This window comes from Ramlibacter henchirensis, from assembly GCF_004682015.1.
In the GTDB taxonomy this organism is placed as follows: domain Bacteria; phylum Pseudomonadota; class Gammaproteobacteria; order Burkholderiales; family Burkholderiaceae_C; genus Ramlibacter; species Ramlibacter henchirensis.
In genome coordinates this window covers 2,349,553-2,365,996 of the sequence record NZ_SMLM01000001.1, presented here as the reverse complement: position 1 = coordinate 2,365,996, position 16,444 = coordinate 2,349,553, and the positions used below count along the sequence as shown (strand labels likewise).

Annotated in this window: 12 protein-coding genes; 1 reads left to right on the top strand and 11 read right to left on the bottom strand. The window is 67.8% G+C overall.

Going from position 1 to position 16,444, the window contains the following annotated elements; all coding sequences use genetic code 11:
• Window positions 1-93: 93 nt before the first annotated feature.
• Entirely contained in the window at window positions 94-1,065 is a 972-nt protein-coding gene (locus EZ313_RS11655; protein ID WP_135263308.1) for a tripartite tricarboxylate transporter substrate binding protein, read from the bottom strand.
• Window positions 1,066-1,172: 107 nt separating this feature from the next.
• Window positions 1,173-2,237, bottom strand: coding sequence for a histone deacetylase family protein (locus tag EZ313_RS11650; RefSeq protein ID WP_276606953.1), 1,065 nt, complete (start codon window positions 2,235-2,237; stop codon window positions 1,173-1,175).
• A gap of 179 nt (window positions 2,238-2,416) precedes the next feature.
• Between EZ313_RS11650 and EZ313_RS11645 the strand changes: the two genes are divergently transcribed.
• Window positions 2,417-3,205 (top strand): VOC family protein, encoded by a 789-nt coding sequence (locus EZ313_RS11645; protein ID WP_135263307.1) that lies wholly within the window; start codon window positions 2,417-2,419, stop codon window positions 3,203-3,205.
• A 116-nt stretch (window positions 3,206-3,321) separates the two neighbouring features.
• Here the strand turns inward: EZ313_RS11645 and EZ313_RS11640 are convergent, their stop codons facing one another.
• The 9 genes from EZ313_RS11640 to EZ313_RS11600 all read right to left on the bottom strand — a co-directional run bounded on the left by EZ313_RS11640 (window position 3,322) and on the right by EZ313_RS11600 (window position 16,440).
• The gene (locus EZ313_RS11640) at window positions 3,322-5,268 is read right to left on the bottom strand and encodes a hypothetical protein (RefSeq protein ID WP_135263306.1); all 1,947 of its coding nucleotides are present in this window, start codon (window positions 5,266-5,268) and stop codon (window positions 3,322-3,324) included.
• A gap of 15 nt (window positions 5,269-5,283) precedes the next feature.
• The gene (locus EZ313_RS11635; RefSeq protein WP_135263305.1) at window positions 5,284-5,697 is read right to left on the bottom strand and encodes a hypothetical protein; all 414 of its coding nucleotides are present in this window, start codon (window positions 5,695-5,697) and stop codon (window positions 5,284-5,286) included.
• Window positions 5,698-5,910: 213 nt separating this feature from the next.
• On the bottom strand, window positions 5,911-11,859 hold the full coding sequence (uvrA, locus tag EZ313_RS11630; protein ID WP_135263304.1) for an excinuclease ABC subunit UvrA: 5,949 nt from the start codon (window positions 11,857-11,859) through the stop codon (window positions 5,911-5,913).
• 117 nt (window positions 11,860-11,976) lie between these two features.
• Window positions 11,977-12,156 (bottom strand): hypothetical protein, encoded by a 180-nt coding sequence (locus tag EZ313_RS11625; RefSeq protein WP_135263303.1) that lies wholly within the window; start codon window positions 12,154-12,156, stop codon window positions 11,977-11,979.
• A 106-nt stretch (window positions 12,157-12,262) separates the two neighbouring features.
• Window positions 12,263-13,957, bottom strand: a complete 1,695-nt coding sequence (locus EZ313_RS11620; RefSeq protein WP_135263302.1) for an MFS transporter — start codon at window positions 13,955-13,957, stop codon at window positions 12,263-12,265.
• 200 nt (window positions 13,958-14,157) lie between these two features.
• A complete protein-coding gene (locus tag EZ313_RS11615; protein WP_135263301.1) occupies window positions 14,158-14,793 on the bottom strand; it encodes a 2-hydroxychromene-2-carboxylate isomerase in 636 nt (211 codons plus the stop codon).
• A complete protein-coding gene (locus EZ313_RS11610; RefSeq protein WP_420849290.1) occupies window positions 14,790-15,026 on the bottom strand; it encodes a DUF1289 domain-containing protein in 237 nt (78 codons plus the stop codon). Before EZ313_RS11610 ends, EZ313_RS11615 begins: the two co-directional genes overlap by 4 nt.
• Entirely contained in the window at window positions 15,023-15,526 is a 504-nt protein-coding gene (locus tag EZ313_RS11605) for a YbaK/EbsC family protein (protein ID WP_135263300.1), read from the bottom strand. The genes EZ313_RS11610 and EZ313_RS11605 overlap by 4 nt, the downstream gene beginning before the upstream one ends.
• Before the next feature lie 2 nt (window positions 15,527-15,528).
• Entirely contained in the window at window positions 15,529-16,440 is a 912-nt protein-coding gene (locus EZ313_RS11600; RefSeq protein ID WP_135263299.1) for a hydroxymethylglutaryl-CoA lyase, read from the bottom strand.
• Window positions 16,441-16,444 lie beyond the last annotated feature (4 nt).

Here is a 16,444-nt window from a genome sequence, read left to right as displayed (position 1 = left end):
CTCGCGCCCAGCCTGGCCCGGCCGCAAACGCGCCGACTCCGCGCGTCAGACGCCGCTGATTCCGTGGGCGCGGCCGAGGCGGCCACGCATCAGTCAGTTGGGCTTGGCGAGCCCCAGTTTCTCGACCAGCGCCTTCTCGGTCGCGAACGTGTCCTGCGCGAACTTCGTGTACTGCGACGAGCTCATGTACATCGGCAGCATGTCGTACCGCGCGAGTGCCTGGGTGTAGCTCGGGTCTTCCATCGCCTTCTTGAAGGCGTCGTGCAGCTTGGTCACGACTTCAGCCGGCGTGCCGCGCGGCGCACCGATGCCGAAGGGCGAGTTCTGCACGATGTCCAGGCCGAGTTCCTTGAGCGTGGGCGCCTCGGGGAACTTCTCCAGCCGCTTCTCGCCCCAGGTGTTGAGCACGCGCAGCTTGCCGGACTGCACCAGCGGCGCGAACCCGGTCGAGTCCGCCGCGGCCATGACGTGGCCGCCGACGATCGCCTGGGCCAGGTCGGCGCTGCCCTTGTAGGGGACGTGGTTGAGCTGGATGCCCAGCTTCTGCGCGATGAGCTCGGTGGTCAGGTGCGGGCTGGTCAGCGTGCCGGTCGAGCCGTAGCTGAGCTTGCCGGGGTTGGCCCTGGCGTACGCGACGAAGTCGTTCCAGTTCTTGATCGGACTGTCGGTCGGCACCACGATGCCGAAGGCGTAGCCGGTGACGTTGATGACGTACGCGATGTCCTTGACCGGGTCCCAGGTGATCCTGGTGGTGTACGGCAGGCGGAACACGCCCAGCGGGATCTGCGCCAGCGTGTAGCCGTCGGCCGGCGAAGTCTGCAGCTGCTGCGCGGGCAGAGTGCCGCCGGCTCCGGGTTTGTTTTCCACCACCATCGGCTGGCCCAGGATCTTGCCGGCGTTGTCGGCCAGCTGGCGCATGGTGATGTCGGTCGGGCCGCCCGCCGGGAAGGCGACCAGCAGGCGGATGGGCTTGCTGGGGAAGCCGCTCGCGCCCTGCGCGAAGCTGGGCAGGACCGGCGTGGCCGCGGCCGCGGCGGCGAGCTGGATGAGTTGTCGGCGGCGCATCGGGTCTCCTTGGATCGTCGCAAAGCGGACGATTAGACGGGAGCCGTCGCGCGGGCGCATCGGGAATCACCCCCGTGCTTGTCGCGAATGCGTCGTGACGTTGCGCGTCAGCGGGCTGCGTGTTCGAAGCCCTGCAGCACGTTGGCTGCATTCACGCCCACTTCGGCCACCGCGTAGCCGCCTTCGAAGACGAACAGCGTCGGCAGTCGCGCGGCTGAGAACGCCTCGCCCACGCGCAGGTAGTCGTCGCTGCGCAGCGCAAAGCCCGACACCGGGTCGGCCTCGAAGGTGTCGAGCCCGAGCGAGACCACCAGCGCCTGCGCGCCGAACCGGCTGATGGCCTCGAGCGCGTGAGAGAGCGCGTCGCGCCAGCGTGTGTAGTCCGTACCGCGAGGCAGCGGCAGGTTGAGGTTGAAGCCCTCGCCTGCACCCGCCCCATGCTCGTCGGCGTAGCCCAGGTAGTACGGGTATTCGGTGTGCGGATCGCCGTGCACGCTCGCGAAGAACACGTCGGGCCGTTCGTAGAAGATGGCCTGCGTGCCGTTGCCGTGGTGGTAGTCGATGTCGAGGATTGCCACGCGCTCGACACCGCCGTCGCGCAACGCCTGCGCGGCGATGGCGGCGTTGTTCAGGAAGCAGTAGCCGCCGAAGAAATCCGCGCCCGCATGATGGCCGGGCGGCCGCGTGAGCGCGAAGGCCGCGCGCTCGCCTTGCAGCAACTCGCGGACACCCGCAACCGCGCACGCGGCTCCCTGGCGCGCAGCCGTCCAGGTGCCGGCCGTGATCGGCGAGCCGGCGTCGAAGGAGAACAGGCCCATGCGCGCCGGAAAGCTGGCGGGCAGGACGTCGCTGCGGAAAGTGCGGATCGGCCAGTACGAGGGGAGCGCGTCGCGCTCCGCGTTCTTCGGGTCGAGCGCAATCCACTCGTCCCAGGCCGTCGAGAGGAACTGCAGGTAGCGCGGCGTGTGCACGCGCTCCAGCACCGGGAGCGGCACTTCCTGCGCGGACGCGATCGTGCCGAGGCCGCGCCGCCGCAGTTCGTCGAGGACGTACTCGGTGCGCGCGGGTATCTCGAAGCACGGCACCAGCTCGCCACGGAACATTTCGTGGCGGCCGTGGTGGAGGGCGTGGCGCTCGTTGAAGAAGACGTGCACGGGCGGGATTGTCGCCATTCCGGTCCCGATGCCGTCATGTCCCGCCATAGCGGCGTCCAGCCGCCTGCAGCGCCGCGCGCCCTGGTTCGTTCAGCCTTGCAATGCAGGCTCAGCCGCCTTACCTTGCGGCCCGCTCCTCCCGGACTCGACGCCACCCGGTCTCGTCCGCGTTGGGGCCCACCTGCAAAGGAGACAACATGCCTGACTATCGTGGCCGCTTCTTCTGGATCGAGCTCATGACGACCGACATCGACGCCGCCAAGGCGTTCTACACCCAGGCCATCGGCTGGGACACTCAGCCCTTCGACGGCCCTCCCCCGCCCGGCATGGAGGAACAACCGTACACGCTGTGGACCGCCGCAGGCGTACCCATTGGCGGCCTGATGAAGCTGCCCGAGCAGGCGCGCTCAATGGGCGCTCCGCCGCACTGGATGGCGAGCATCGGTACGCCCAACGTGGATGCGTCGGTCGAGATCGTGAAGGAACTTGGCGGGCAGGTCCACATGGCGCCGATGGACGTTCCCCAGGTCGGCCGCGTCGCGGTGGTCGCGGATCCGCAGGGCGCGAGCTTCGGGCTGTACCAGCCGGCCCAGCCTCCGGACGCGCCGGCCGAGCCCAAAGTGGGCGAGCGGTCATGGAGCGAGCTCCTGGCCGGCAACTGGCAGCAGGCGTGGAAGTTCTACGAACGCTTGTTCGGCTGGCAGAAGACTGGCAGCACGGAGATGGGTCCGATGGGCACCTACCAGCTCTTCGGGCTTGACGGCCAAACGCTTGGCGGCATGTTCACCAAGCCCGCCGAGGTGCCGGCGCCGCCGCACTGGCTCTATTACTTCCGCGTGCGCGATGTCAACGCCGCGGTCGCGCGCATCCAGGCCGGTGGCGGCAAGGTCCTGAACGGCCCCATGGTCGTGCCCGACGGCAGCACCATCGCGCAATGCATGGACCCGCAGGGCGCCGTGTTCGCGGTGCACATGACCCGGCAGTGAGCGCATGACGCCGACCGGGCGAGGTGATCGAGGCGCACGGCCCGAGTCCCCTGGCCCGGCACAGTCGCGGCAATCCGCGAGCCTTGCCTTGCGCAACACCGCACACGTGGGGCGCGCTATTTCGAGATGCGTTGGACCTGTTCCGGCGGCAACTGGTACGGCTTCGCGCCCCAGAACAGGATGTTGAGGTCGTCGCCGTAACCCTGGCCATGGCCCTTCCAGAACTGGCGGACCTGGATGCCGTCTTCCACGGCGAAGACTTTGCCCTTGTGCTCGTAAATGATGCCGATGTACGAGAAGGCCAGGCGTGCTACAGGCACCTGGACAGGGCTGACTTCCAGGTCCCATTCGTAACCTGGCCGATAGTGATTGACGCGCATGTGCAGCACATCAATCTTTTCTTGCCGGTTGTGCTCCCACGCCGTTTCGATCGCCTCCTTGACCTTTTTCGGCGTGAGCACTTCGTCCTTGTACGGCCACTTCTGCGCCCTGGTGAAGTTTTCAGGCAGCACAGCGGCGGCGGTCCGGTTCGCGTCCGCCCTGGCGGCGAGCTCCTCGATGCGTGCCGGTACCTTCGCAGCATCGGCCTTTGTCATCTTCATCTTGAGCGTGCCGACGGCCGCGCGTTCGCCGAGGGGCGTGATCACGAACTCGAGTTCGCCGGCCGCGCCAAGCAACGCTCTGCCCAAGGTTCGGACCAGGTCAGGGTTGCGCCCGTTCTCCGGCAGGACCGATACGCACAGGTAGGCGGAGTCACCCGGGAGTTTCTGCAGGTCGAACTGGTAGCGCTGGTCGCCCGCCTCGATGAAGAGCATGTTGCCCGTCGCAACGTCCTTGATGGCCTTGTCGAGGAACACGTGGGCGTAGATGCAGTCCTTGGCGGGGTTCAGCGCCTCCGGCCACTCGTCGGTCAGGGGCAACGCATTGCTGCCGGAGAACTTGATCTGCCCCATGTACTTCTCGTGCAGCGGGCCGGCGGACATTGCCGCCCAACGCGGATCGAACTCACGCGCGATCGCCGTTCGCGCGTCGATGAATGCCTGGGACTCGATCGGGATCTTCTGCGACAGCCAGCGCAGCAGGTTCGCAAGGTGGCGCAGGGTGTTGAAGGCCCAGTTCCGGGACGAGGCTTCGCTGCTCTCGAGCAACTGGAGGCTGTTCTGGATGGATTCCTGGATATCTTTCGCCGTCTTTCCTTCAAAAGCCCTGGCGAATGCTTGCGGCAGAGTCGCGAGCAGCTCGTACGTCTTCGCGTTCAAACCGTGCTCGTCCTGCGGCGGCCAGCGCTTCTGCGCGCCCAGCGTGGCGCTGATCCGCGCGTAGTCGAAGTCGTCCAGCGTCACCATCATCTTCTCGACGTGCGTTTCGTCCAGCGAGATTCCGCTGGAGCCAGTCATGCTTTCCAGAGCGTCTGCGTACTTCGCCCGGAGCTCCCTCATGTACTGCGTGTATTCCGTGTCGTCGAACTTGGGGGGGTTACCTGCTGTCGGCGCCTCGAACAGCGGCTCCTTCGGGCCGGGATTACGGGCTTTGTCGATCTCCCCGGCGTTCCCGGCGATGAACTTCTCCAGCTCCTTCAGCTCCTTGGCTGAGAAGCCGTGGTCGGTGAGTGCCGTCTTGTACTGCGTCACGCCGGCGGCTTCGAGCCCGGCGACAAACTCCCGGTAGCGGCTGTAAGCCAGCATGCGCGCTTCGATCTCCTGGAACTGCCGGTCCCGGTGCGTGAATCGCGTGCTCCAATCGACCGTGGTCAACTCCTTGAGGCTGGCCGCGAGGCGGTCGGCCTCTTCGCCGAGTATCGATTGCATCAGCTGCGGCGAGACGATCTTCCAGATCCACTTGCCGCCGCCGTCCCGTTTCTGGAACTTTTCGGCTGCGGCAACCAGCGGCGGAAACTGCTGCACGATGTCCCAGAACGCGTTGTTCATCGTCCAGCGCTGATAGTCGGTCGGCGTTTCCCAGAAGCGTTGGAAGCCGCCGAGCTCGTTGTTGCTTTTCAAGTGGCCGGCGAGACTCGCGAGTTCCGCGGAGTATTCCTCCCTGGTCAGCTGTTTGCTCGTCATGCTCTGCTTCCTCCTCTACTCGATGAATACCCACTGACCCTCTTCGAAATTGAACCTGCCGCGCAGCCGCGGCTTGCCGGGATACTGCGCGACCGATCGAAATGCGTCGACCGTGGCCGCCTGCCGGTCGGCCTCCGACGCAAAACCGCTCCCGCCGCCCGGGACATCGTGGGTCTGGAAGGCATTGCCCAGAGGTACGTAGATGCCGGTGCGACGGCGAATGACGCCGCTCAGCTGGTGAAGCAGTGCCCGCACGATGCTGCCAACGGCAGTCTGGGTGAACCGACGGCTGCGACTGTCGGGAAAGCTGCCGCGCGCTTCGACGACACGGCCAGTTCTTGGGCACTTGAAGTAGACCGTCAGGCCTCCCGGCTTCTGTTCGATGCCATCGATCAACGAGCTGATGTGGCTGAAACTCGCAAAAGGCATGCATCTCTCCTCAAGGTCCGCGTCGGCAAGCCCCCCATGACGTATCGGTCCGCGCGTTCCTGTGGCCGCTCTTGTGCGACATCAAGGCGTGGCGCTTGCGTGCGCTGGCTCAGATGAATCTATCGCCAGGGCCGCCAATTGCCATCTGTCTTTAGGCTGCTTCGGTTGCCGGCGCGCGACGAGGCCACCGCGCCGTGCCTTGGTCTGCGGCCGCTAGGACCGTTCCAGCACCGGCTGCAGCGCCCGCCCCGTGTGCGTCATCAACCGCACCACTTCCTCCGGCGGCGCCGCGGCCACGACGCGGCCGCCTTCACCGCCGCCTTCGGGGCCTAGGTCGATGATCCAGTCCGCTTCGGCGATCACGTCTAGGTCGTGCTCGATCACCACCACGCTGTGCCCGCCATCGACCAGGCGATGCAGCACGCGGATCAGCTTCTCCACGTCCGCCATGTGCAGGCCGACGGTGGGCTCGTCGAGCACGTACAGCGTATGCGGCGGCTTCTGCCCGCGCCGCGTGACGTCGTCGCGCACCTTGGACAGCTCGGTCACGAGCTTGATCCGCTGCGCCTCGCCGCCCGACAGCGTGGGCGAAGGCTGCCCGAGCGTGAGGTAGCCCAGGCCCACGTCCTTCAGCAGCTGCAGCGGGTGGCTGATGCTGGGCATGGACGCGAAGAACTCCACCGCCTCGTCCACTTCCATCTGCAGCACGTCGCCGATGCTCTTGCCGCGCCAGGTGACGGCGAGGGTCTCGGGGTTGAAGCGCGCGCCGTGGCACGACTCGCAGGGCACCTTGACGTCGGGCAGGAAGCTCATCGCGATGGTGCGCACGCCCTGGCCTTCGCAGGTGGGGCAGCGGCCCTCGCCCGTGTTGAAGGAGAAGCGGCCCGGGCCGTAGCCGCGCGCCTTGGCTTCGAGCGTGTCGGCGAACAGCTTGCGGATCGTGTCCCAGAAGCCGATGTAGGTGGCCGGGCAGGAGCGCGGCGTCTTGCCGATCGGCGTCTGGTCGACTTCGAGCACGCGGTCGATCGACTGGTAGCCGTCCAGCGATTCGCAGCCGCTCCAGACCGGCCGCCTGCCCTTGTCGTCGGCCTCGCGGCCGGCCTTGGTGCTGCGCTGCTGCACGGCGGCCTGCACGTTGTGAAGAAGCACGTCGCGCGCGAGCGTCGACTTGCCGGAGCCGGAGACGCCGGTGACGGCGACGAGGCGCTTGAGGGGCAGGTCGATGTCGACGTCGCGGAGGTTGTGGAGGTGGGCGCCGCGGAGCTTGAGGGAATCACCCTCACCCCTGCCCTCTCCCGCAAGCGGGAGAGGGAGAGGGAGTTTCTTGCGCCTGTTGCTCCCTCTCCCCTCCGGGGAGAGGGCCGGGGTGAGGGGCGCCCCCGCACCATTGCCGTTGCCATTGCCATTCACCACCCGCCGCGCCTGCAACGGATGCTTCATCGCATGCAGCAGGTACCTTCCCGTCAGCGACTCCTCATTCGCCGTCACCTCCTGCGCCGTCCCCTGCGCGATCACGCGCCCGCCGCGCTTGCCCGCGCTCGGTCCGATGTCGATGATGTGGTCGGCGCGGCGGATGGTGTCCTCGTCGTGCTCCACCACCACCAGCGTGTTGCCCTTGTCGCCCAGCTTGTGCAGCGCATCCAGCAGGATCTGGTTGTCGCGCGCATGCAGGCCGATGGTGGGCTCGTCCAGCACGTAGCACACGCCCTGCAGGTTGGAGCCGAGCTGCGCAGCCAGGCGGATGCGCTGCGCCTCGCCGCCCGAGAGCGTGGGCGCGCCGCGGTCCAGCGTCAGATAGCCAAGTCCCACTTCCTCCAGGAACTCCAGCCGGCTCTTGATCTCCGGGATCAGGTCGCGCGCGATGCCCTGCTCGCGGTCGCTCAGCACGCCCTTGACCTGCAGGCTCTCGACCCAGCGGCGCACGTCGGTGACCGACAGCGCGGCGATCTCGTCGATGCCGACCTTGTCGAAGCGCACGGCGCGCGCCTGCGCGTTCAGCCGGGCGCCGCGGCACACGGGACAGGCCTCGTCCGTGAGGTCCTCGACCTCGGGCTCGGCGAAGGTCTGCTCGCGGCCCTTGTTGTCGTCGGATTGGACGGTGTCGTCGAACGCCTTGCGCTGGTCGCGCGTCAGCTTCACGCCGGTGCCCACGCACTCGGGGCACCAGCCGTGCTTGCTGTTGTAGGAAAACAGGCGCGGGTCCAGTTCCGGGTAGCTGGTGCTGCACACCGGGCAGGCGCGGCGGGTGGAGAACACTTCCACCTGGCCGATGTCGTGGTGCTTGCCCAGGCCCAGGGCCATCGCTTCCTGCAGGCCGGTGAGGGGCGCCAGCACATGCAGCACGCCCTTGCCGTGCTCCAGCGCCTCCGCGAGCTTCTCGCGCAGCAGCGCCTCGTTCGCGGGCGTGATGTCCAGGTCGCACACGGGCAGCTCGATCGTGTGCTCCTTGAAGCGGTCGATGCGCGGAAAGCCGGCGGTCGGCAGGAAGTTGCCGTCCACGCGCAGGTGCGTGTACCTGCGCGCCCGCGCCCAGTCGGCCAGCTCGGTGTAGACGCCCTTGCGGTTGACCACCAGCGGCGCGAGCAGGCCGATGTGCTGGCCGCGGTAGCGCTTCATCAGCTGCGCCGCGATGCTGTCCGGCGTCTGCGGCCGCACCTCGGCGCCGTCCTTCATGCAATGCTGCACGCCCAGCTTGACGTAGAGCAGCCGCAGGAAGTGCCAGACCTCGGTGGTGGTGCCCACCGTGGACTTGCGCCCGCCGCGCGAGAGGCGCTGCTCGATGGCCACGGTGGGCGGGATGCCGTAGACCGCGTCCACCTCGGGGCGGCCGGCCGGCTGCACGATGCTGCGCGCGTAGGCGTTCAGCGATTCGAGGTAGCGCCGCTGGCCTTCGTTGAACAGGATGTCGAACGCCAGCGTGGATTTGCCGGAGCCCGAGACGCCGGTGATCACGCTGAAGCGGTTGTGCGGGATGTCGACGGAGAGGTTCTTGAGATTGTGTTCGTGGGCGTTGACGATCTGGATCGCCGAAGCGCCGTTGCGCGCGGCCGGCGGCTGGGCCCCACCCGGCCCCTTCACCCCTGCCCTCTCCCGCGAGCGGGAGAGGGGGTCGGATTCGGACACCATGAACACCGTGCCGTCGTACTCCCTTAGCGCCTTCGCGGTATGCGAAGTCGGATGCGCCTTCATTTCCTCCGGCGGCCCTTCGGCCACCAGCAGTCCGCCGCCTTCGCCGCCCTCGGGCCCGAGGTCGACCAGCCAGTCGGCCGCGCGGATCACGTCCAGGTTGTGCTCGATGATCACCAGCGAATGCCCCGCCTCCAGCAGCTTGCGCAGCGCCCGCATCAGCTTGGCGATGTCGTCGAAGTGCAGCCCGGTGGTCGGCTCGTCGAACAGGAACAGCGTGCCCTTGGTGGCCAGTCCCTGGCGCGAGGCGCTGGAGCTCTTGGCGGCTTCGGCCAGGAAGCCCGCGAGCTTGAGGCGCTGCGACTCGCCGCCCGAGAGCGTCGGCACCGGCTGCCCCAGCTTCACGTATTCCAGTCCCACGTCGACGATCGGCTGCAGCGCGCGGATCACCTCGCGGTCGTTCGCGAACAGCGACGCCGCCTCGCTCACGGTGAGCTCCAGCACGTCGGCCACGTTCATCACGCGCGGCTTCAGCGCGCCGATCGGCTGCCGTTCGATCGTCACTTCCAGGATCTCCGGCCGGTAGCGCTTGCCGTCGCAGTCGGGGCAGCGCAGGTAGACGTCGGAGAGGAATTGCATTTCGACGTGCTCGAAGCCCGAGCCGCCGCAAGTCGGGCAGCGGCCGTCGCCGCTGTTGAAGCTGAACTTGGCGCCGGTGTAGCCGCGCTGCCGCGAAAGGCCGCTGGCCGCGAAGATCTCGCGGACGCAGTCCCATGCGCCCACGTAGCTCACCGGGTTGGAGCGCGCCGTCTTGCCGATGGGAGACTGGTCGACGAACACCACGTCGCCCAGGTGGTCGGCGCCGAGCAGGCGCTCGTGGTGGCCGGGCGTTTCCGTCGCGCGGCCGAAATGCCGCAGCAGCGCGGGCGCCAGGATGTCCTGCACCAGCGTCGACTTGCCCGAGCCCGACACACCGGTCACGCACACCAGCCGCTGCAGCGGGAACTCCACCGACAGGTTCTTGAGGTTGTGCTCGCAGGCGCCTTCGAGCACGAGGCGCGGCGTGGCAGGCGTGACAGCACGCTTCAATCCCATGCCGACCTGCTTGCGGCCGCCGAGATAAGCGCCCGTCAGCGTGTCCGCCCGGCGCAGATCGTCGGTCGTTCCATCGAACACGATGCGGCCGCCGCGCTCACCCGGGCCGGGGCCCATGTCGATCATGCGATCGGCCGCGACCATCACCGCGGGATCGTGCTCCACCACCACCAGCGTGTTGCCCGCATCCCGCAGGCGCTTCATGGCCTCGGTGATGCGGTTCATGTCGCGCGGGTGCAGGCCGATGCTGGGCTCGTCGAGGACGAACAGCGTGTTGACCAGCGAGGTGCCGAGCGCGGTGGTCAGGTTGATCCGCTGCACCTCGCCGCCGGACAGCGTGCGGCTCTGGCGGTCGAGCGTGAGGTAGCCGATGCCCACGTCGACGAGGTAGCGCAGGCGGGTGTTGATTTCTTCGTAGAGGAGCTTGAGGGCCTGGGTTTCACCGTGCAGGCCCTCACCCCCTCCCTCTCCCGCTCGCGGGAGAGGGAGTTCCGGGCCACTCTGGCTCCCTCTCCCGCTTGCGGGAGAGGGTTGGGGTGAGGGTGCCAGGCGCGCAAAGAACTTCCGCAGCGTCCCGATCGGCATCAACATCAGATCGTGCAGGGACAACCCCGGCAGCGCCTCCAGCTGCTCGCGCGTCCACTCCACGCCCACCGGCATGAAGCGCTTCGAGGGCTCCAGCACGGCATCGGCGTCTTCCTTGCGCCCCAGCCGCCACAGCAGGCTTTCGAGCTTGAGCCGGGCGCCGCCGCAGGTTTCGCACGGCGTATAGCTGCGGTACTTCGACAGCAGCACGCGGATGTGCATCTTGTAGGCCTTGGTCTCCAGGTAGGCGAAGAAGCGCTTGACGCCGTACCACTGCTTGTTCCAGTTGCCTTCCTTGTAGTTGGGCGTGCCGTCGATCACCCACTGCTTCTGCTCGGGCGTCAGCTTGTACCAGGGCGTGTCGCGCGGGATGCCGGCCGATTCGGCGTGGCGCATCAGGTCGTCCTGGCACTCCTGCCAGGCCGGCGTCTGCATCGGCTTGATGGCGCCGGCGCGCAGCGTGAGCTTGTCGTTGGGGATCACCAGGCCCCAGTCCACGCCGATCACGCGTCCGAAGCCGCGGCACACCTCGCATGCGCCGACCGGCGAGTTGAACGAAAACATCGAGGGGATCGGGTCGGCGTAGCGGATGTCGCTGTCGGGGCAGTGCAGGCCGGTGGAGAACTTCCAGACTTCGTTGTCGTCTTCACTCGTCGCGGCGTAGACCGCCATCCGCCCCGCGCCGCGCTTCAACGCCACTTCGATCGCCTCGATCGCCCGCGCCTTCTCCACGCCCTGGATGCGGAAGCGGTCCGCCACGACGTCCAGCACCTTGCGCGGCCCCGTCGGCGTCGCCACTTCGCGCTCGGCCTGCACACGCGTGAAGCCGCTGGCGGCCAGCCACTGCTCGAGCTCCTCGGCCGTGGTGCTCGCCGGCAGTTCCACCGGAAAGGTGACGACCAGGCGCGGATCGCTGTCCTTCGTGCGCGCCATCAGTTCCGCATACACCGTCTCCGGCGTGTCGTGCCGCACCCGCCGCGCCGTCTTGCGGTCGAACAGCTCGGCCGCCCGCGCGAACAGCAGCTTCAGGTGGTCGTTCAGCTCGGTCATCGTGCCCACGGTGGAACGCGAGGACCGCACCGGATTCGTCTGGTCGATCGCGATGGCCGGCGGCACGCCTTCGACGCGGTCGACCGCGGGCTTGTCCATGCGGTCGAGGAACTGCCGCGCATAGGCCGAGAAGGTCTCGACGTAGCGGCGCTGGCCCTCGGCGTAGAGCGTGTCGAAGACGAGGCTGGACTTGCCCGAGCCGCTGGGGCCGGTGACGACCGTCAGCTCGCCGGTGCGCAGGTCGAGGTCGAGGTTCTTGAGGTTGTGCTGCCTGGCGCCGCGGATGCGGATCAGTCCCTGGGTCATACGGCCGGTCTTTTCGTTCGAAGGCCGAAGATTCTAGGGACCTCGGCCGGGGCGGGCCGGGCCGGGGGTATTCGGGAGAAGTGCACACATGCCGCCGCGGCGGCGGCCGTGCACGCGTCAGGGCTTGGTGGCGGACGCGGTGGGCACCGGGCCGGCGGCCGAGGCGCCCGCGGCGGGCGCTTGGGAAGCTTCGACGCCGTGCTTCTCGCCCGACATGTCGACCTGGTCACCGGCCTTGAAGATGACGAAGAGGGCAATGGCGGCGAACACCGCGAAGGCGAGCGCGATCTTCCACATCAGATGAACTCCGTGATCATGCGGGGGGCCACCGCGGAACCGGCTTTGCCGGGCCGCTGGTGGCGCCCCTTGAGGGGAGGCGGCCGAAGGCCGCTTCGGGGTGGGCTTAATCCCGCGCGTAGATGTCGACGTCCTTCGTCTCGCGCACGAACAGCATGCCGATGACGAACGTGCCGGCGGCCACGATCACCGGGTACCACAGGCCGTAGTAGATGTCGCCGGTGGCCGCCACCATCGCGAAGGCGGTGGTGGGCAGCAGGCCGCCGAACCAGCCGTTGCCGATGTGGTAGGGCAGGCTCATCGACGTGTAGCGGATGCGGGTGGGGAACAGCTCCACCAGCATGGCCGCGATCGGGCCGTACACCATGGTCACCAGGATCACCAGGTACACCAGGATCAGCAGCACCATGCCCTTGTTCATCTTGTTCGGATCGGCGGCCTGGGTCAGGCCGGTGGCCTTGGCGGTGTCGGTCAGGTTCTTGCGGAACTCCGCGAGCGTCTTGCTGCTCTCTGCCGAGAACGCGTCCTTCTTCTCGTTCAGCGTCGCCGACGGAGCGGTGAACACCTTGTCGCCGAAGCTGATGGTGGCCGGCTGGCCGGCCGGGCCCGCCTTGTTCTCGTACGGGATGTAGGCCTGCGTCAGCGCGCGCTTGGCGATGTCGCACGAGGTGCGGAAATCGATGTCGCGGGCGATCGGGCTGCCCTGGAACGAGCACTCCTTCGGGTCGGCCGTGACGACGATCCTGGTCTTGTTCTGCGCTTCCACCAGGCCCGGGTTGGCGTACTGCAGCAGCATCGGGAAGACGGTGAAGTACGTCAGCGCCGCGAGCAGGCAGCCGGCCATGATGATGGGCTTGCGGCCGATCTTGTCCGAGAGCGATCCGAACACGATGAAGAACGGCGTCCCGATGAGCAGCGAGGCGGCGATCAGCAGGTTGGCCGTGGTGACGTCGACCTTGGCGATCGTGGTCAGGAAGAACAGCGCGTAGAACTGGCCCGTGTACCAGACCACGGCCTGGCCGGCGGTCAGGCCCAGCAGCGCCAGGATCACGATCTTGAGGTTCTTCCACTCGCCGAAGGATTCGGACAGCGGCGCCTTGGAGGTCTTGCCCTCGGACTTCATCTTCTGGAAAGCCGGCGACTCGTTGAGCGAGAGCCGGATCCAGACCGAGATGCCCAGCAGGATGATGGAGACGAGGAACGGGATGCGCCAGCCCCAGTCGAGGAAGTCCTTCTCGCCCAGCCAGTTGCGCACGCCCAGGATCACCAGCAGCGACAGGAACAGGCCCAGCGTCGCCGTGGTCTGGATCCACGAGGTGTAGGCGCCGCGCCTGCCGTGCGGCGCATGCTCCGCGACGTAGGTGGCGGCCCCGCCGTACTCGCCGCCGAGGGCCAGGCCCTGCAGCAGCCGCAGCGCGATGAGGATCACCGGAGCGGCCACGCCGATGGCGGCGTAGCCGGGCAGCAGGCCGACGATGAACGTCGACGCGCCCATGATCAGGATGGTGACGAGGAACGTGTACTTGCGGCCGATCATGTCGCCCAGCCGGCCGAACACGATGGCGCCGAACGGACGCACCAGGAAGCCGGCCGCGAACGCCAGCAGCGCGAAGATGTAGGCCGAGGTCGGATCCAGCCCGGCGAAGAACTGGCGGGCGATGATCCCGGCCAGCGATCCATACAGATAGAAGTCGTACCACTCGAACACGGTGCCGAGCGAGGAAGCGAAGATGACCTTCCTTTCCTCTCTCGTCATCGGTCCCGCGGCGCTGCCGCGAACGGCTGCAGTTGCTGCTGTCATGGACTTGTCTCCAAGTTGTGAATGCCCGGAATGGGCACGTGTGGCGATTCTTGGGGACGGCTCTGACCCGGTGCTTGCGCGAATCCAACCGGGGCTTGCGCGAAACTGAACGCGATCTGACGAATTAGGGTCAAACCCGCAGGCGCGGTTTCATGATGCGAAGGATCGAGCCCGGCCGTGACCGGCCGAGGGCCGGCAGTTCAGCCGCGCACTCGTTTGATGGGGCTGGCCGCCGCAGCGCGCGCCGCCTCCCGCCAAGGCTGCTCGAACCACGGGTCGCCCTGCAGGTAACCCCGCAGCATGGGCAGCGCATCGAAGCCCCAGAACAGCTTGTCATCCACCGCGAACGTGGGCACGCCGAACAGGCCGGCCGCGATCGCATCGTCGGTGGATTGCCGCAGCGCGTGCTTCACTTCGTCCGAAGCAGGATCGCGCACGGGTGCGAGCTGCTGCCGCAACGCTTCCAGCCGCGCCGGGTCGGACGCATCCGCGCCGCCACGCCACACATGGCGGAACAGCGTCTCGCACGCATGGCGATTCGGCCCGTGCGCCAGCGCCAGCCGCAGCAGCGCGAGCGGATTGAACGGATGCACCGCCGGCATCTGCATCGGGATGCCGAGCACGTGGGCCTGCCACAGCACCTGGCGGTAGGTCCATTCGCGCTTGCCGGCGATCTCCGCCGGCCCCAGCTGGCCGTGGTGCTTGAGCAGGCCGGCGAACAGCACGGGCCGGTACTCGACTTCGTAGCTCAATCCTTCCAGCGCCTGCGGCAGGTGCTCGAAGGCGAGGTAGGCGTAGGGCGAGATGAAATCCAGCCAGAAGGTGATGCGCTTCATCGCGGCTCCCCGCCCGCGCGCGCGGCCAGGCGCTGCCACACCGCGCGCTTGCCGGCTTCGTCCAGGCCGCTCCAGGCGGCGACCTCGTCCAGCGTGCGCAGGCAACCCTCGCACAAGCCGGTGCTCTCGCTGATGCGGCAGATGGAGTTGCAGGGCGAAGGCACGGGCTCATCCGGCGGCAGCGCCGCCAGCGCGCGCAGCTTCTGCCGCAGCTGAGTGGCGGCGAAGCTCACTGCGACGGCTCCTGCACCACGTCCGCGACGGGCGCGCCGGTCAGGCGTTCGAGGTCCTGCGGCCGAAGCTTGAACACGCCGTGCGGATGCCCTGCGGCCGCCCACACTTCGTCGAAGCGAAACAGCTCCCGGTCGATCAGCGTCACTGGCGGATGCGCATGCCCGACGGGCGACACGCCGCCGATCGAGTAGCCCGTCCTGCTCTTCACGAACTCCGCATCGGCGCGTCCGGTCTTGCCCACCAGCGCATCGACCTTCTTCTCGTCCACGCGCCGGTCGCCCGAGGTGACGACCAGCACCGCCGCGTCGTCCGACTTGCGGCGGAAGACGATGCTCTTGGCGATCTGGCCCACGGCGATGCCCAGTGCGTCCGCCGCCTGCTGAGCGGTGCGTGCGGCGTCGTCCAGCATCACCGGACCGTGCGGGTGCCCGTGTTCCTGCAGCACCCGGGCCACGCGCTGCACGCCCTCGGGAAGGGAAGTGAGTTCGGCGCCGCACATCGTCAGGCCGCCACCCGCTTGTTCAGGATGGCCGTCGACGCGCGCGAGTTCGGCTTGCGCTGCAGGAACTCGCTGATGTACTGGCCTGCGTCGACCAGCTTGTCAAGGTCGATCCCGGTCTCGATGCCCATGCCGTGCAGCATGAAGACCACGTCCTCGGTGGCGACGTTGCCGGTGGCGCCCTTGGCGTACGGGCAGCCGCCCAGGCCGGCCGAGGAAGTGTCGTAGTGCCAGATGCCCATTTCCAGGCAGGCCAGCGTGTTGCCCAGCGCCTGGCCGTAGGTGTCGTGGAAATGGCCGGACACGTGGTCGAGGTCGTAGTGCTTCAGCGCCGCTTCCATCGCGGCCTGCACCTTGCGCGGCGTTCCCACGCCGATGGTGTCCGCCACGCCGACGTGCTGCACGCCGATCTCCTTCATCAGCCGCGCGACCAGTTCGACGCGCTCCGGCGCCACGTCGCCCTCGTAGGGACAGCCGACCGTGGTGGAGATGGCGCCGCGCACCGCGATGCCCCTGGCGAGCGCGGCTTCCACCACCGGCGCGAAGCGCTCGATGCTTTCGGCGATCGAGCAGTTGATGTTCTTCTGGCTGAAGGCCTCGCTGGCCGCGCCGAACACCACGATCTCGTCGGGCTTGCTGGGCAGCGCCGCTTCGAGCCCCTTCATGTTGGGCGTGAGCACCGAGTAGCGCACGTCGGGCCGGCGCTGGATGCCCGCCATCACCTCGGCCGCATCGGCCATCTGCGGCACCCACTTGGGCGAGACGAAGCTGGTGACCTCGATCTCCTTGAGCCCCGCGTCCTGCAGGCGGTGCACCAGGCCGATCTTCACTTCGGCCGGGACATGGCCCTTCTCGTTCTGCAGGCCGTCGCGCGGGCCGACGTCGACGATCTTCACCCTGGAGGGCAGCTTCATGGTT